At 37.9% G+C, this 14,273-nt stretch carries 15 protein-coding genes; 10 read left to right on the forward strand and 5 right to left on the reverse strand.

All coding sequences use genetic code 11. The features are described 5' to 3' along the window. Positions 1–357: 357 nt before the first annotated feature. Together Q0954_RS29305 and Q0954_RS29310 are read right to left on the reverse strand one after the other, a co-directional pair. Positions 358–795 carry a DoxX family protein gene (locus tag Q0954_RS29305; RefSeq protein WP_299463895.1) on the reverse strand — a complete coding sequence of 146 codons (438 nt, stop codon included), beginning with the start codon at positions 793–795 and terminating at the stop codon, positions 358–360. Positions 796–845: 50 nt separating this feature from the next. After that, positions 846–1,727, reverse strand: coding sequence for a YicC/YloC family endoribonuclease (locus Q0954_RS29310; RefSeq protein ID WP_299463898.1), 882 nt, complete (start codon positions 1,725–1,727; stop codon positions 846–848). A gap of 195 nt (positions 1,728–1,922) precedes the next feature. Between Q0954_RS29310 and purQ the strand changes: the two genes are divergently transcribed. The 5 genes from purQ (at position 1,923) to Q0954_RS29335 (ending at position 4,968) form a co-directional block, all read left to right on the forward strand. Then, complete coding sequence (gene purQ, locus Q0954_RS29315) at positions 1,923–2,615, forward strand: phosphoribosylformylglycinamidine synthase subunit PurQ (protein ID WP_299463901.1); 693 nt, start codon at positions 1,923–1,925, stop codon at positions 2,613–2,615. A 3-nt stretch (positions 2,616–2,618) separates the two neighbouring features. Further along, the gene (locus Q0954_RS29320; RefSeq protein WP_299463903.1) at positions 2,619–2,828 is read left to right on the forward strand and encodes a hypothetical protein; all 210 of its coding nucleotides are present in this window, start codon (positions 2,619–2,621) and stop codon (positions 2,826–2,828) included. A gap of 134 nt (positions 2,829–2,962) precedes the next feature. Next, complete coding sequence (locus tag Q0954_RS29325; protein WP_045113063.1) at positions 2,963–3,154, forward strand: hypothetical protein; 192 nt, start codon at positions 2,963–2,965, stop codon at positions 3,152–3,154. Between the two features lie 318 nt (positions 3,155–3,472). Next, a complete protein-coding gene (locus Q0954_RS29330) occupies positions 3,473–3,871 on the forward strand; it encodes a hypothetical protein (RefSeq protein WP_299463908.1) in 399 nt (132 codons plus the stop codon). A gap of 164 nt (positions 3,872–4,035) precedes the next feature. Beyond that, positions 4,036–4,968 carry an alpha/beta hydrolase gene (locus Q0954_RS29335; protein ID WP_299463911.1) on the forward strand — a complete coding sequence of 311 codons (933 nt, stop codon included), beginning with the start codon at positions 4,036–4,038 and terminating at the stop codon, positions 4,966–4,968. Here Q0954_RS29335 and Q0954_RS29340 read toward each other — a convergent pair. Continuing rightward, complete coding sequence (locus tag Q0954_RS29340; RefSeq protein WP_299463914.1) at positions 4,955–5,521, reverse strand: leucine-rich repeat domain-containing protein; 567 nt, start codon at positions 5,519–5,521, stop codon at positions 4,955–4,957. The genes Q0954_RS29335 and Q0954_RS29340 overlap by 14 nt on opposite strands. An 851-nt stretch (positions 5,522–6,372) precedes the next feature. Between Q0954_RS29340 and Q0954_RS29345 the strand changes: the two genes are divergently transcribed. Then, positions 6,373–7,662: a sensor histidine kinase KdpD gene (locus Q0954_RS29345; protein ID WP_299463917.1), complete on the forward strand. Its 1,290-nt coding sequence runs from the start codon at positions 6,373–6,375 to the stop codon at positions 7,660–7,662. A gap of 32 nt (positions 7,663–7,694) precedes the next feature. Continuing rightward, the gene (locus Q0954_RS29350) at positions 7,695–8,405 is read left to right on the forward strand and encodes a response regulator transcription factor (RefSeq protein ID WP_299463920.1); all 711 of its coding nucleotides are present in this window, start codon (positions 7,695–7,697) and stop codon (positions 8,403–8,405) included. A gap of 76 nt (positions 8,406–8,481) precedes the next feature. On the opposite strand, the gene Q0954_RS29355 is transcribed toward Q0954_RS29350, so the two are convergent. Then, positions 8,482–8,685: a hypothetical protein gene (locus Q0954_RS29355; protein ID WP_002694473.1), complete on the reverse strand. Its 204-nt coding sequence runs from the start codon at positions 8,683–8,685 to the stop codon at positions 8,482–8,484. Positions 8,686–8,822: 137 nt separating this feature from the next. After that, positions 8,823–10,484 carry a SpoIIE family protein phosphatase gene (locus Q0954_RS29360; protein ID WP_299463925.1) on the reverse strand — a complete coding sequence of 554 codons (1,662 nt, stop codon included), beginning with the start codon at positions 10,482–10,484 and terminating at the stop codon, positions 8,823–8,825. A gap of 222 nt (positions 10,485–10,706) precedes the next feature. Here Q0954_RS29360 and Q0954_RS29365 point away from each other — a divergent pair, with 222 nt between their 5' ends. The 3 genes from Q0954_RS29365 to Q0954_RS29375 all read left to right on the forward strand — a co-directional run bounded on the left by Q0954_RS29365 (position 10,707) and on the right by Q0954_RS29375 (position 14,007). Continuing rightward, complete coding sequence (locus Q0954_RS29365) at positions 10,707–11,069, forward strand: hypothetical protein (protein WP_002694476.1); 363 nt, start codon at positions 10,707–10,709, stop codon at positions 11,067–11,069. 441 nt (positions 11,070–11,510) lie between these two features. After that, entirely contained in the window at positions 11,511–13,064 is a 1,554-nt protein-coding gene (locus tag Q0954_RS29370) for a hydroxymethylglutaryl-CoA reductase (protein ID WP_299463930.1), read from the forward strand. 88 nt (positions 13,065–13,152) lie between these two features. Then, positions 13,153–14,007, forward strand: coding sequence for an SH3 domain-containing protein (locus Q0954_RS29375; protein WP_299463933.1), 855 nt, complete (start codon positions 13,153–13,155; stop codon positions 14,005–14,007). The last annotated feature ends 266 nt before the right edge of the window (positions 14,008–14,273 follow it).

Genomic DNA, 14,273 nt, shown 5'->3' on the forward strand with positions numbered 1-14,273 from the left:
TACGTTCTGTTATTGATACTGCTATCAAAAATGGCTTAAACGTGTTAGAAGCCTTATCCAGGATTGCTAAATATCAGATTAGCACATACACTGATTAGTTACGATTTTTTTAGAACAAAATATAACATAACTGCGTTACAACACTAACTCAAATTATACCTAAACTTTTCCACACAGATTTAGGCTTGTGTGTATCCAACACCACGACCTCAAGAACCTCTTCTGGCGTTTTTCGACGGTTGTGTGGACTAGTTTTTTGAGTAATACAAATGACTTTTATCTACTATACATAATAAAACCCGAAGTGAAATATTTCACTTCGGGTTTTATTATGTATAATTTAAAAAAATGCCTTTGCTACAAAGGAACTCCCAAAATAATCATCGCAATTACTCCAATGGTAAAATAGTTGGTCATAGCTGCGGCTGCATCATAATCTTGAGCAATGCGCTGACCAAAAAATAGCATGACAAAATTAAGGGTAGACAATGCAGCCCCGTACAAAGCAAACGAGTACCCATTCATCAATAACAACTCTACTATTCCAATGGCTGAAAAAGCCCCAGCAACTACCTCAGTTACAGCAATTACTCCTAACATTGCAGGAACCCGGTCTTTTAAAAAAGTTTTGGAAAAGTAACCCGTCAACCAAGACAGGTTTCCTTGCCAGTTAACTACCTTATCGATGCCTGACTGTAAAAACAAAATAGCAAAATAAAGCGCAATTATTGACTTAACGACCATTGCGCCTGTGCTGAGGTCGAGAATAGGTAGCAAATTGTCTAATAATACCATTTGATGTGTAATTGTGTTTTTTAGTTGATTAATTTAAAGCCTATATAGTTTTAGAGAACATTCAACACCTGTTCTTTGATTTTCTCCAACTCTTCTTTCATTTCTACAACATAACGCTGTATCACAGCGTCATTTGCTTTAGAGCCTATAGTATTGATTTCGCGACCTATTTCCTGAGCAATAAAGTTAAGTTTTTTACCATTTGCCTGAGAAGAACTGAGGGTTTCCTCCAGGTAGTCTAAATGACTTTGCAAGCGTACTTTTTCTTCCGAAATGTCCAGTTTTTCTATGTAGTACACCATTTCTTGTTCAAAACGATTTTTATCAAAGTTATCGTTGTTATTGATCTCCTCCATGTGTTGCGCTATTCGTTCTTTGATCGCTATTACACGTTTGGGGTCTTGCTCTTTGACTAACTCAAGCTTTTCTTTGATAATACTTATGTTGTTGTGAAAGCTTGCCAATAATGTTTCTCCTTCACTGCGTCTGAAGTTTTGGCATTTTTCTATGGCCTGCTCAAACACTGTCTTGATTACTTTCCAGTCATCGTCCTGTAGATCATCTTTCATATTTTGCATCTGTACATCAGGCATCATCATGGTCATTCTGAAAATATCTTGTTCAGGCGCACCCAATTCCCCTGCCAGGGTCAGCATTTCGTTGTAATAACCCTTGGCCAGTTGTGGGTTGATTTTGGTACCTTGAACAGAAGTATCCTTGAACTGAAACTCAAGCAAAACACTCGTTTTTCCTCGCCTCAATTGATTTTTGATAAGTTCCCTTAAAATCAACTCTTTTTCGGCAGACATCATACGGGGTATTCTTACGTTCACATCTAAATACTTGGAGTTGAGAGTTTTAATCTCTGCATAAACAGTGAGTCTATCATTTTCGTGCGTAGCCGATCCGAATCCGGTCATTGATTGTATCATAAAAATTTAGTATTTAAGTTATGTGAACAACTCCTAAAAATCGAGACTGTAAATATTGAAATTATTTACCATTATACCAATTATAAAACCAAAATGTCGTTTGTACTACTTGCATTAGGAAATTTGACGGATAGCCAGTAGTTTTACACGATTAAATCTCGTTTTATATCAATTTTTTATTAACAATTAGCAGACATGAAATTTGGTGTTATTGTTTTTCCAGGGTCCAATTGTGACGATGACATGGTATATGTGTTAGGCAAGCTTATGCAACAAGATGTAGTAAAGCTTTGGCACAAAGACCATGATTTACAGGGATGTGATTTTTTAGTAGTTCCAGGTGGGTTTGCTTACGGTGATTATTTGCGGGCTGGAGCTATTGCCCGGTTTTCGCCTATTATGGAGAGTGTAATTGCCCACGCTCAAAATGGTGGAAATGTAATGGGAATATGCAACGGATTTCAAATCTTGACCGAAGCTGGTTTGTTGCCTGGTGCCTTGTTGCAAAACAACAACCAAAAATATGTTTGTAAAAATATTTACCTTAAGCCTCAAACAACTGACACCTTGTTTACCCGTCAACTGAACGCAGAACAAGCCTACAAAATTCCTATAGCCCACGGAGAAGGACGCTACCATGCTTCGCCCGAAATTTTAAAACAACTCAACGACAACAACCAAGTGTTGTTCCGTTATTGCGACCAGGATGGTAATATTAACGAGACTGCCAACCCCAATGGCTCTCTGGAAAATATTGCAGGCATAAGCAATGAAGGACGTAATGTATTTGGCATGATGCCTCACCCTGAGCGTGCTTCTGACAACTTGTTGGGCAATACTGATGGGCGTAAATTTTTTGAAAGTGTAATAGGACAAGTATTGGTATAGGCAATGGTTTGGATTGTTGTAGGCAGTTGTATTTTGTTTGGGTGGTGGTTGATCCGTCAAACCCGGAGGCAATTGTTTAAGTCTGAGGGAGTGACCAAAAATCTGCTCAAGCACCCGGCAGAGTTTGACAAGCCTGAAATAACCTATGTACAAAAGCTACATAAGGAAAATCCTACAGAAATACAGCAAAACTCTAAAAAAAAGACTAAGTAAACCGTATAATATCCAATTGGCTACTATGCAGCAAAAAAATGATCTGTCTTATAAACGTATAGCGAAACTTTTTTTTGCTAAATACGAATAGGGTAGAGTATTGGTGAACTGATTCATTGAAAAATTTAGATAAGATGAAGAATCTTGAAAATATTAAGGGCATTACTAAAAAACTATCATTGAAAAAAAACGAGCATTTTGAAGATGACTTTGATCTTAGCTCGTTTGGAAACTACATTAACTCTTTTGAAAGTGTGGGTAAATCGTTTCATAACGTAGACTACCGCGAAGATGCATTGAAAAGCGTTAGTTTCAGAAAGCCTTAAGAGGCCAACTCTTTAATAAAGATAAAAGGTTCGTATCAGTAGTTTATGACTGATACGAACCTTTTTTATGTAACAAAAGGGTAAAATATTACCCTGGTCAAATCAGTTTTTTCGTATAACTCATCCTTTTTCTGTCCTTTTCCGTAAAAACAACTGAGATAGCCTGTAATAAGTTATACAAATCCCAGGGAGGATTTTAAAGCGCTGAAAACTACCAACAGTTATTTGGTTGATGGTTTGTGATATTCCTTTTGTGCTGGTACATCAATGCAAGAGGAAGTGAGTTACATTAGCAGTGAATAATAAAATTGATATAGAATGTTGTTAGCTAAAAATCTACATAAAAATAAACGCTTGTTTTTAGTGATAGGTATTGTGGCAGTAGCCAACCTATCCATTATGGCAACCTTTCCTAAACTTCATCTTTCTACTGATAAAAAAGTACATTCAGACAATCATTTTATAGCAGCCAAACAAATTATTCAAAAAACCTTATTACCAATCATTAGTAAAAAATACCAGCAAGATTGTAGCTACCAACTTCAGAAAAACAGTACCTGTGCTGATGCCTGTTTCTTTACTGGAGAAGTGATCATCAAAAAACACCATTCTTATCCCAAATTACCTTTCAAAGTTTTTCCAAAACACAACCGTGTACTTGTATTAGATACCCGCACCAGAAAATATATAGACCTTAAAACCTGGTTGAAAAAATAAATCAGCTTAAGCCCCCTTAAGCTTTGTCCTATTCTCTATATTTGTTGCTTTTCCCTCAAAGTATAAATGGCTTTGACGCCTTGCGCTATGCTGTATCGCCGTAGTAGTGCAAAAAGAAAAAATAGAAAGTATTTACTGTTAAAAACTGATTTAATAATATAACTATGGCTTCTATTCAACACGATGTCTTGCGAATGTCTTTAAACAATGTGGGATGGCTTTTCAAACTTAGTAATGTAGGCATTAACCAATTGCGTGGATTACTTCAACTGGGTACTTTGGGTATGTTTATACCTTTAGGGGTAAACCTGAAGCGTGCCAAAATAAACAAACGTGAGGCCGAATGGTTGATTCCTGACAATGCCCACCCTGATAAAGTATTATTATACCTTCACGGGGGAGGTTATGCCCTTGGTTCTACCGATACCCACCGTTCTATGGTAGGACATATAGCAAAAAAATCTGGTATTCGCTGTTTACTGGCCTCTTATCGTCGTATTCCTGAAAGTGCTTATCCTGCCGCCCTCAACGATGCAATGGCAGCTTATGAATGGTTACTTGATGAAGGTTATGCTGCCAAAAATATTTTAATAGGAGGAGATTCTGCCGGCGGAGGGTTGGCCATTACTACACAGTTAAAATTAAGAGAGAAAGGAGTTGCTTTGCCAAGTGGCACCATCTGTTTGTCTCCTTGGACTGACCTTGCCATTACGGGCGATTCGGTACAACGCAATATTTATAAAGACCCTTTGACTGATATTCCTTTGATGAAAAAATGGGGGCGTTTGTATGCGGGCAAACAGGCCATTATCAACCCGTTAGTATCGCCTATGTATGGCGATCTGACTGGATTGAATCCTATGCTTGTTCAGGTAAGCACCGACGAGGTGCTGTATGACGATGCCCGTCGCCTGGTAGAACACGCTGAGCGTGATCAAGTTCAGGTGGATTTTCAAGTGTGGGAAGGTTTAATGCATTGGTGGCACCTGTTTTGGCAAACAGTGCCCGAAGGACGCGAAGCCATAGATAATGTAATTAAATTCATGCATAAACTGGGTTTTAGCCTTGACTCCACCCAACCTGTTACCAAAAGTTAATCTCAGCTTTGGGCAAATATTTTTGGATAATAAAGGTTTTACGGTAGGGTATAGGATTTTTTGCCAAATCTATGTAGCGTATACTGCGCATGCTTCTGATAGAGGTAGGAATTGTTTTGAAATAGTTTCCCCATAGATAGAGTTCTTCCAATTTGGTCATATTGCACAAACCTATGGGAAACTTTCGCAGGTAATTTTTACCTAAATTTAAAAATACCAGTTTGTCAAGCAGATTTATTTCAAAACTTATATGCACCAGGCGGTTATTGCTTAGGTGCAGTTTTTTTAGTTTGGTGAGTTTGCTTATTTCTTTGGGCAAGCTGTCGATCAAATTATCACTTAGGTTTAACTCTTCTATATTTTTACATTTAACAATGTCTTTTGGGAACTTTCTTAGTTTTTGCTTTCGTAAGTCAAGTTTGAGTACTTTTTCAGGGTTTTTCAAGGCTTCCTTCAAAGAAGTATATACCTGAGGTGTGTTACTGTCTTGAGCAGTAAGCGACACGCTACATAAGAGTGTAAAAAAGAGTGTTTTTGCAAAAAGATATTTCATTGATTTTTTTTGAAAAAATAAAAAAAATAGTGATTAGGTGTTGGGTTGAGGGATATGGGTACATCGTTGGATGAATGCAATAAGCAAGTTGATAAACAAAATAGTAAAAGCAAAAATTCCCGCTAATTTCATACCGTAGTTTTTCTTGATAACAGGTATTATATTTGAGCTCAAATAACTGAGAAAACAGGTTGTAGTTTACTCTACACTACTATTTTTCGCCCTGATTTGTGTCCTCACAAATCAAACCACTCACAAACCCAAAAAACGACTTGTTTTAGGGTTTCGATCGCCCCCGTACAGCGGGATTTATCAATTGGTGAAAACACGCAACTGAGGCGAGGATGATGTTTTTAAAAAAAAGCTGGGTAGAGTAGTTACTGCTTTTCTAGTTTTTAGAGCTTGTTTAAAATTAGCCAAAAGGCAGAGCTCGCCTTCGGCTCGGTTCATTGATTAGGTTCCCGAATCAAGTTCGGGACTGTGAGCTTTTACGCGACTTTTATGATTATATATTGTCAAATTTAGCCGTTGGCAGAGCTCGGCACAGCAAAGCTGTAGCCATCGGTTATCAGCAATAGCGTGGCTATTTAGCTTCGCTGAGCTCGGCAGAGCATAGCTCTAGCCATCGGTTCTTCAAAATTTGACGCATTTAATCCAAAAATTCATCATAAAACCTCCTGTAAACGAAAATTTAAACAAGCTCTTATCTCTTAAAAAACAAGTGTTGAGAAAAAAAAGTATTTTAGACGAAAGAATAGTTTACCACGACCAACTACCGTTTAGTCTTGTTAAAGACTTGTTAAAGGATTTTGACAGGTATAAGCCAGTAGCTATTTTTCGTAAATTTGAATATGATGAAAAAGAAGCGATCTAAAATATTTATAATTATAGGTATTTCTGCCTTGTCACTACTTGGGTTGATTGCAATTCAAATAAACTGGATTTTTCATACTGCAAAACTACGCGAACAACAACTGAAACATCGTTTGGCAACCGCCTCAACTCATATTTCTTATGGAGTATTCAAAGATTCATTGTTGAGAGCCAGGCTCGCCAAAAAAGTAAACGAAAATAACGGAAGAGAGCTTTCTGTAAAAATAGATTCCAGAGATCAGGCCATTTTAGATAGCTTGATCAAAAATAAGTTTGAGTACCAACATGTAGATTTACCCTATAGTTTTAAGTTGGTAGATAAGAGAAATCGTTACTTTAACTCCACCTGCCATAGCCAACAAATATCTCAGCGAATTTGCCTGGAGGGGGTACTTGAACGTGAAAAAAGAGCAAAAGATCGAACGGCAAAGGCCGAAATCAGAATCTTTCTACCTGATATGATGGGTTATGTATGGTCGCACATGGGATGGATTGTGATAGTATCGGTTATTATGATTGCCTTTACTTCTGGAGGATTTATTTTGACCGTGAGGACTGTGTTGCGTCAAAAAAAAATGTCGGAAATGACTACAGATTTTATCAATAACATGACCCACGAGTTAAAAACTCCTATTGCTACTGTTTCGTTGGCTAGTAATATGTTGCGCAAAGAAAAAATCTTAGATAACCGGGAAAAAATTGTGCACTATTCAAGTGTAATCCACGAGGAAAACAAAAAATTGCAAGATCAGGTAGAGCAAGTATTGCGTATTGCCAAAGTAGAAAAAGGCGAATATACCCTGAATAAAGTACAAGCCGATATTCACACATTAGTGTTAGATGCTATAGCCACCATTGATTTGCAAGTAAGAGAAAAAGGAGGCAAAGTACAGTATTATCTAAATGCTATGCGCCATACGGTTATGGCAGATGTAGTACATATTACCAATGTCATTTCCAACTTGCTGGACAATGCCAATAAATATACCTCTGATGCGCCCGAAATAATTGTGGAAACCAAAGACCTGGATGATGGGGTTGTAATTTCGGTGACCGACAATGGCATTGGCATGAGTAAAGAAATGCAAAAACATATCTTTGATAAGTTTTACCGGGTTTCTACCGGAAACATTCACGATGTGAAAGGTTTTGGACTGGGACTTGCCTATGTAAAAATGATGATAGACGCACACAAAGGACATATAGAACTAAAAAGTGAGTTGGGCAAAGGAAGCTGTTTTGAAATATTCTTGCCATACACTGCATAAATAATTGATGACCAAACCCAATTTGGCGACGAATGCAAACAAAAGATAAAATTAGAGTATTACTTGTTGAAGACGACTTAAACCTGGGTAATCTATTACAAGATTACCTGGAGATGGAAAACTTTGAGGTACACCTGTGTCGGGACGGGGAAGCTGGATTTGAGGCTTTCGAAGCAGGAACTTATGATATATGCCTGCTTGATGTAATGATGCCCAAGAAAGATGGTTTTACGCTGGCAAAACAAATTAAAGAGAAAAACCAAACAGTACCTATACTTTTTCTTACTGCAAAATCACTCAAAGAAGACAAGATTAACGGTTTTACTATAGGAGCAGATGATTACATCACCAAGCCGTTTGACGAAGAAGAGCTGGTATTGCGCATTCATGCCGTACTGAAAAGGACCCAAGGTGACCCAATGGCTCAAAAAAATGACGAAACTAAATTCAAAATAGGTAAATATACATTTGACTATGCCAACCACGCCTTAAGCATAGACGACGACGTACGACGGATAACCAAACGTGAGAGCGAGATTTTGCGTTTGCTGTATTTGTATAAAAACCGAATTTTAAAAAGAGAAGAAGCCTTGGTCAGTATTTGGGGTGAGAATGATTATTTTCATGGCAGAAGTTTCGACGTATTCATTACCAAGCTAAGAAAATACCTTAAGAAAGACTCTAATGTAAAGATAGAAAATGTACACGGGGTAGGTTTTATGTTGATAGACGAAAAAAACTAGCTATATATTTTACCTAAACAAAAAGACCTGAGTTGATTGCAACTCAGGTCTTTTTGTATTAAGCACTGATAGTGAACTAATTATCAAGTATATTCCTAATGAGCGCTTGCTGCTTAAGGTTTTTTATTACTTGTTCCTGCAAATCGTATACTTTGGAGAATATGGTATTAAAATCCTGTTCTTCGAGTACTACAAATCTTTGATTACCTCGTTCCTCGATAGTAAATTTAATACCTAGCGATTCGTCTTCGTAGGTTCCTATTTTTTTGTTTTCATCCATATATTTAAGGTTTTAAGGCAAGCAAAGGGTTGCTAATACACCAATATTTTTGAGCATAAAGTATCTGCGAAGTTTGCAAAACATACCTATCACAAGTCACAAATATAGTAGAAATGATAAGAATGCACAGATATTTTTTAGGTGGCTTGCCTTGGTAATATATGATCATCTATTTTAAAACCCATAATCAACATATCGTCAATTTGATGTCTGCCATCCATCCAACCACCAATCGTTTGTGATAACATGTTTTTTTGTACATTGGGTGGACGGTCTTTGATTTTTAGTAAAAGCTCTTTAAAACGCTTTTTCATAAACTTGCGATCGTGTTTACCGCCAAATTGGTCTTGAAAGCCATCGGTAAAAATATAAAACCAGGTAGGCTCGTTTAGTTTTACTATGTGTTTGGTGTAGGTACGGGCTTTGGGTTTTTTATCACGCGATCTTTTTTTACCACCAATGGGCATTTTATCACCTTTAACTTCTGTCAGTTTGTCACCCTGTATATAAATTAAAGGGTTTTTGGCTCCAGCAAATTCAAGCGTGCGTGCTTGCTTATCTATTACACACAAACTCATATCCATACCATCGTTGTTTTCGTTTTCCTCCTGATTTAGCGAAAACCGAATTTTAAGATGCAATTCACGCAATATTTCTTCGGGCGAGGTGATCTGATTGGTGTTGACTATTTCGTGTAACAGTTGATTGCCTACCATACTCATAAAAGCGCCAGGTACCCCATGACCAGTACAGTCTATTGCCGAGATTATGATTTTTTCGGGGAGGGGTGGAGGGCGAAAACTAGTAGTGATTTCCAGGTTTTCTTCTAGCCTTACTACCGAAAACCAGTAAAAGTCGCCACTGACAATATCGCGTGGTTTGAAAAACACAAAAGATTCTGGGAAGTGCTCTTGAATCCAGCTTAGACGTGGCAATATAGCCCTTTGTATTCTTTTGGCATAGTTGATACTTGAACGCACATTGTTGGTTTTTTTTCTAAGTTCTGACCTTTGTTGTTCAAGAGCATCATTGATTGTGGTCATAGCCTCATTTTTTAGAGCTATTTCCTTATTTTTAGCTGCCATCTCTTCCTTTTGCCGTCCCAGTTCATCATTAATGGCTAAAATTTCTTCGTTTTGCTGGTTAATTTCTTCATTATACGCCAATATTTCTTCGTGCTTTTGCAAAAGCTCTCCTTTTTGATATTCAAGGGTTTCGTTGATTTTTTTGTGCTGGCGGTTAAGAGAAATAAAATGACGGCCAATAAAAAACAGCATACTACCTACCAAACTTGCATTGGCAATGAGTAGCATTTTATGGATATGTGGCTTGTTGAGCATGGAAGGCACAGGTTGGGGATAGTAGTGGTCGAGCCCAATGCCTACTACCATGCAGACAATAAATAACGGAAGCCAAAGAATATTGTAACGCGCCTCATAAAAAGTAATGAGGACAATGAGTGTAAGAAAGCTCCAGAGGCTTACCATACCACTTGCTGTGTACCCTCCCAGCAACCATTGCAACGCATAAGGAAAGGTAAGACTAAACAGCACCTGAAAGAAGCGAATAAAGGCAAATCCTCTGCCACTGAAAAAGACAATAAGACCTAACAGGCTGAATGCCAGGTAACCAAATGGAAGTATGGATATCTTGTGCAACCCAAGTATGATGCAAAATACACCCCATACAAGACTTCCGGCGCTCATGACTACTACAAATATAGCATAGGCGCTCTTGAAGCTGGCAGGGTACTTTGCCAGAAAGTCTTCACTATGTATTTTTTTTCTAAGTTTAAACATCAACTATGTTATTTGTGAAAATTATGCCAAAAAATCATGAAACACCAGAGGGAGTTACCGATGACGGGGTAAAAGGGGTAGATATTCGGGTTGCAAGAATAAAAAGAAGTTAATTGTGGGATTTTTTATGATATATTGGTATAAATAATAAGTTTTTTGATAAATTAACCCAATTATTATTAATACTTCCACTAATAAACCTAAAAAAATACCTATTCTATTATGAGTCAAAAGGAGAAGAGTTTGGCACACTTTCAAAATCTATACTTGTTGGCAATGGCTGATGATAAGTTGGAAATCGAAGAAAAAATATTTTTAACCGAAATAACCAGAAAGCTAGGATTAAGTCTTGAAGATGTTTCACCAGTGATTGATAATTATAAAAACCTTGATATGGTGATTCCTGAAACCAACGAACAACGCCTGCACCAGTTGAAAGACTTAGTGCGTATGATGGTCATTGATGCACAGATTCACGATGATGAATATACAATTTGCCTGAGGTTTGCCGAAAAATATGGCTTTTCACAGGGAACGCTTGAAGGGTTGATTGACCAGGTAATCAAAGAAGAAAAAATGAATTAAATCTAGAGTAATATATATTTACCATATCGCCATTGTACTTTATTGACTATGTTTTTTACAATTATTACCTGTTGATTATGAATAACTTATATATTACATTTCTGATAATACAATAAAAACTAGATAGTTTTTTAGTTTTATAAATATTTAACCTATTAAATAATAAGTAAAACGACAAAAATAAAATTTTCTAAAAGAGGGCAGGCAGCATTTGTTTGTTTCACCTTGCGGAATCTCTGATTGCACGATGAAAAATATTTGCGTAGCCTTAGCTATGGAACTATTAGCTTCGAAGAGCTCTCCGAACTTGATTCGGAGGATTTATAAACCCGGCACAGCACAGCTGTAGCCTTAGTTTTTTGAAGAAGTACAACAGTCAGAGACCAGGCCCTATAGATTAGGTTGTGTTTGTAGTTTTACTAAATTGACGAATTAAATCCTATGACTCTAGTTCCAAGTCTTTTATTAAAACAGCTTTACACCCACGGTAGCCTCGAAAACGCTGAGGGTGGGGTATCATTTGCAATTAAAAACCGATTGAGCGACGCGACGCTTACACAAATCACAGGCGTAAAAATATCAGGAGAAGATGTTCCATTAACTAAAATTAAGGTTGATCTTGGAGATGGTAAACCGTTGGCTCCCAAAGATATTTCAGAAGAACGTCCCATAGAGTTTCCACTTCGTAAAACATTTAGGGTTGTAGCAGCTATCAACGAATTGCCAGAAGGCAAACATAGTATTGAGGTGTCGTTTGCCGTGGCTCCTTTTGGTAACCTTGATTTGCAGGTAGACGATGCTATATCAAACAAAGACAATGGTGATACTGTAAAGATTCCACGCGATGATTTGGACGACTACAGCGAAAAGGCTATCAAAACCCGTCAGGAGTTTATAGAAAAGTATACCTCAAAAAAACTAAACCACACCAAAAATTACTCATTTGATCCCCATATGTTAGCGGGCAATTGCGAACATTTTACTGGAGTGGCACAAGTACCATTAGGGTTTGCTGGTCCTTTGAAAGTAAACGGTGAACACGCTAACGGTGAATTTTTGATTCCCTTAGCCACTGCAGAAGGTACGCTGGTAGCTTCTTATAACCGTGGCATGAGCGTGATTAATATGAGTGGAGGGGTAAAGTGTACTATTATTGGAGACGCTATGCAACGTGCTCCGGTATTTATATTTGAAGATGCCCGTGGCGCCAGAGATTTTGTAAAGTGGGTGCACGCCCACGAAAAAACGATTGCTTACCATGCTGAAACTACCTCAAGTGTGGCAAAGCTCCAGGATATTGACCATTACTTGTCTAACAAGTTTGCTTTTTTGCGTTTTAACTATTCTACTGGTGATGCTGCGGGACAAAATATGGTAGGCAGAGCTACTTTTGCCGCCTGTAGTTGGATATTGGACAACTATAAAGACAATAAGATAGAGAAGTTTTTCCTTGAGTCTAATTTTGCTACCGATAAGAAAGCTTCGCAAATCAATGTAATGCGCACCCGTGGAAAACGTGTAGTAGCCGAGTGTGTGGTAAAACGTGATGTATTGATTCAACGAATGAGGGTAGAGCCTGAGCAATTGGCTTATCATGGGCAAGTGGCAAACGTAGGGGCGATCCTTTCGGGAGCTAACAACAATGGTTTGCATTCGGCAAATGCGATTACGGCAATGTTTATTGCTACCGGGCAAGACGTGGCAAACGTATCAGAGTCTTCAGCAGGAATTATCTATAGTGAAGTAACCGCTGAAGGAGATTTATACATTTCTATTACCATTCCGTCATTGATTGTCGCCACTTATGGTGGAGGAACTGGACTTGCTACCCAAAAAGAATGTTTAGAATTACTGGATTGTTATGGCAAAGGCAAGGTAAACAAGTTTGCTGAAATTGTTGCCGGAGCAGTGCTTGCCGGAGAAATCTCACTGGCATCAGCCATTTCTTCTTCAGACTGGGTGTCTAGCCATGAACAGTATGGTCGCAATCGATAATAAAGGTTAATATTGATAAAAAGGCTTGAATAACTACTCGTTGTTCAAGCCTTTTTTATTATTGTACAATTACTGCGTGTTTTCAAATATGAGTATTACAAAAGCATTCATTAGTTGGGCAAGCATTTGTGCTTGCTTGTTGGGTTGTAGTGGCTCTGAGTCAACACAGACAACAACTGATGACCTGTCTCAAAAAACAGCTGTGATAGATAAGCCAGCAGTAGTGAGTGCCAGGTCTGGCTTAACTTTACGCAAACTACCCAAAGAAGATTACCAACAAGCATGGCTGTTGCCCTACAATGCTATAGTAAAAGTACATAAACAAACCAATATATTAGAAACTCACCAGGGTATCATGGGTAAGTGGTATCGTGTGAAGTATTTAGGCAAGAGTGGTTATGTATTTGGAGGTTACCTAAATATAGGCACCATTATGCAAGCTCCAGTACCCAATGAGCAAGTGGTAGAAAAAATATTTAATACTCACATGCAAGGGGTGCTTCTGCGGGCTTTGATCAATGTCAAAAATGGCTTAATCTTACGTAAACTACCCAGTACAAGTGCCGAAAGTATCACCATTGTTCCACAGGGTGAAGAGGTGGGCATTTTGAAATATTTAAAATCTACAGAAGTAGTAGAAGAGCGTTGGGGCAATTGGTGTAAAGTAAGGTATCGACAAAAAGAAGGGTATTTATTTAGTGGTTTTTTAACCTTTACTACTGCAAAGGTAACCAATGTTATTGGGGCAAAACTAAGACAGAAGGCAACAATTAAAAGTAAAATGGAGTTATTGATTCCACAAGATAGAAGGGTATTTTTATTGAGCAACAAGCCAGTAACAAAAGCCATAATAGGAGGGGTAGTTGGGTATTGGTATAAGGCCGCATACCAAAGGAAGCAAGGGTATTTATTTAGTCCTGATTTGAAAATACAAGGTTATTGAGCATAAAAAAATTACATTTATGAACTGACCTTTCGCAGGTCAAAAACTTGTTTAACAAAATAATATACCAATCAGCAAACAAGCTAATAAAATACAATGATTCGGGTATCTATAAGCCGTCACTTCCCCGAATCAAGTTCGGTTCACAACTCCGAGCTTGCTCTCGGAGGATCATGGATTTTCTCCAGGTAAAAAAGTAACCAAAAACCCTCCGAATCAAGTTCGGCTCGCAGCTCCGAGCTTGCTCTCGGAGAGTTCAAGCACCG

Source organism: uncultured Microscilla sp. (assembly GCF_947493425.1).
Taxonomy (GTDB): Bacteria; Bacteroidota; Bacteroidia; order Cytophagales; family Microscillaceae; genus Microscilla.

Coding starts and splice junctions, on each gene's coding strand:
- Q0954_RS29305 (WP_299463895.1), bottom strand. CDS start 795: ATGGTATTATTAGACAATTTGCTACCTATTCTCGACCTCAGCACAGGC.
- Q0954_RS29310 (WP_299463898.1), bottom strand. CDS start 1,727: ATGATACAATCAATGACCGGATTCGGATCGGCTACGCACGAAAATGAT.
- purQ (WP_299463901.1), top strand. CDS start 1,923: ATGAAATTTGGTGTTATTGTTTTTCCAGGGTCCAATTGTGACGATGAC.
- Q0954_RS29320 (WP_299463903.1), top strand. CDS start 2,619: ATGGTTTGGATTGTTGTAGGCAGTTGTATTTTGTTTGGGTGGTGGTTG.
- Q0954_RS29325 (WP_045113063.1), top strand. CDS start 2,963: ATGAAGAATCTTGAAAATATTAAGGGCATTACTAAAAAACTATCATTG.
- Q0954_RS29330 (WP_299463908.1), top strand. CDS start 3,473: ATGTTGTTAGCTAAAAATCTACATAAAAATAAACGCTTGTTTTTAGTG.
- Q0954_RS29335 (WP_299463911.1), top strand. CDS start 4,036: ATGGCTTCTATTCAACACGATGTCTTGCGAATGTCTTTAAACAATGTG.
- Q0954_RS29340 (WP_299463914.1), bottom strand. CDS start 5,521: ATGAAATATCTTTTTGCAAAAACACTCTTTTTTACACTCTTATGTAGC.
- Q0954_RS29345 (WP_299463917.1), top strand. CDS start 6,373: ATGATGAAAAAGAAGCGATCTAAAATATTTATAATTATAGGTATTTCT.
- Q0954_RS29350 (WP_299463920.1), top strand. CDS start 7,695: ATGCAAACAAAAGATAAAATTAGAGTATTACTTGTTGAAGACGACTTA.
- Q0954_RS29355 (WP_002694473.1), bottom strand. CDS start 8,685: ATGGATGAAAACAAAAAAATAGGAACCTACGAAGACGAATCGCTAGGT.
- Q0954_RS29360 (WP_299463925.1), bottom strand. CDS start 10,484: ATGTTTAAACTTAGAAAAAAAATACATAGTGAAGACTTTCTGGCAAAG.
- Q0954_RS29365 (WP_002694476.1), top strand. CDS start 10,707: ATGAGTCAAAAGGAGAAGAGTTTGGCACACTTTCAAAATCTATACTTG.
- Q0954_RS29370 (WP_299463930.1), top strand. CDS start 11,511: ATGACTCTAGTTCCAAGTCTTTTATTAAAACAGCTTTACACCCACGGT.
- Q0954_RS29375 (WP_299463933.1), top strand. CDS start 13,153: ATGAGTATTACAAAAGCATTCATTAGTTGGGCAAGCATTTGTGCTTGC.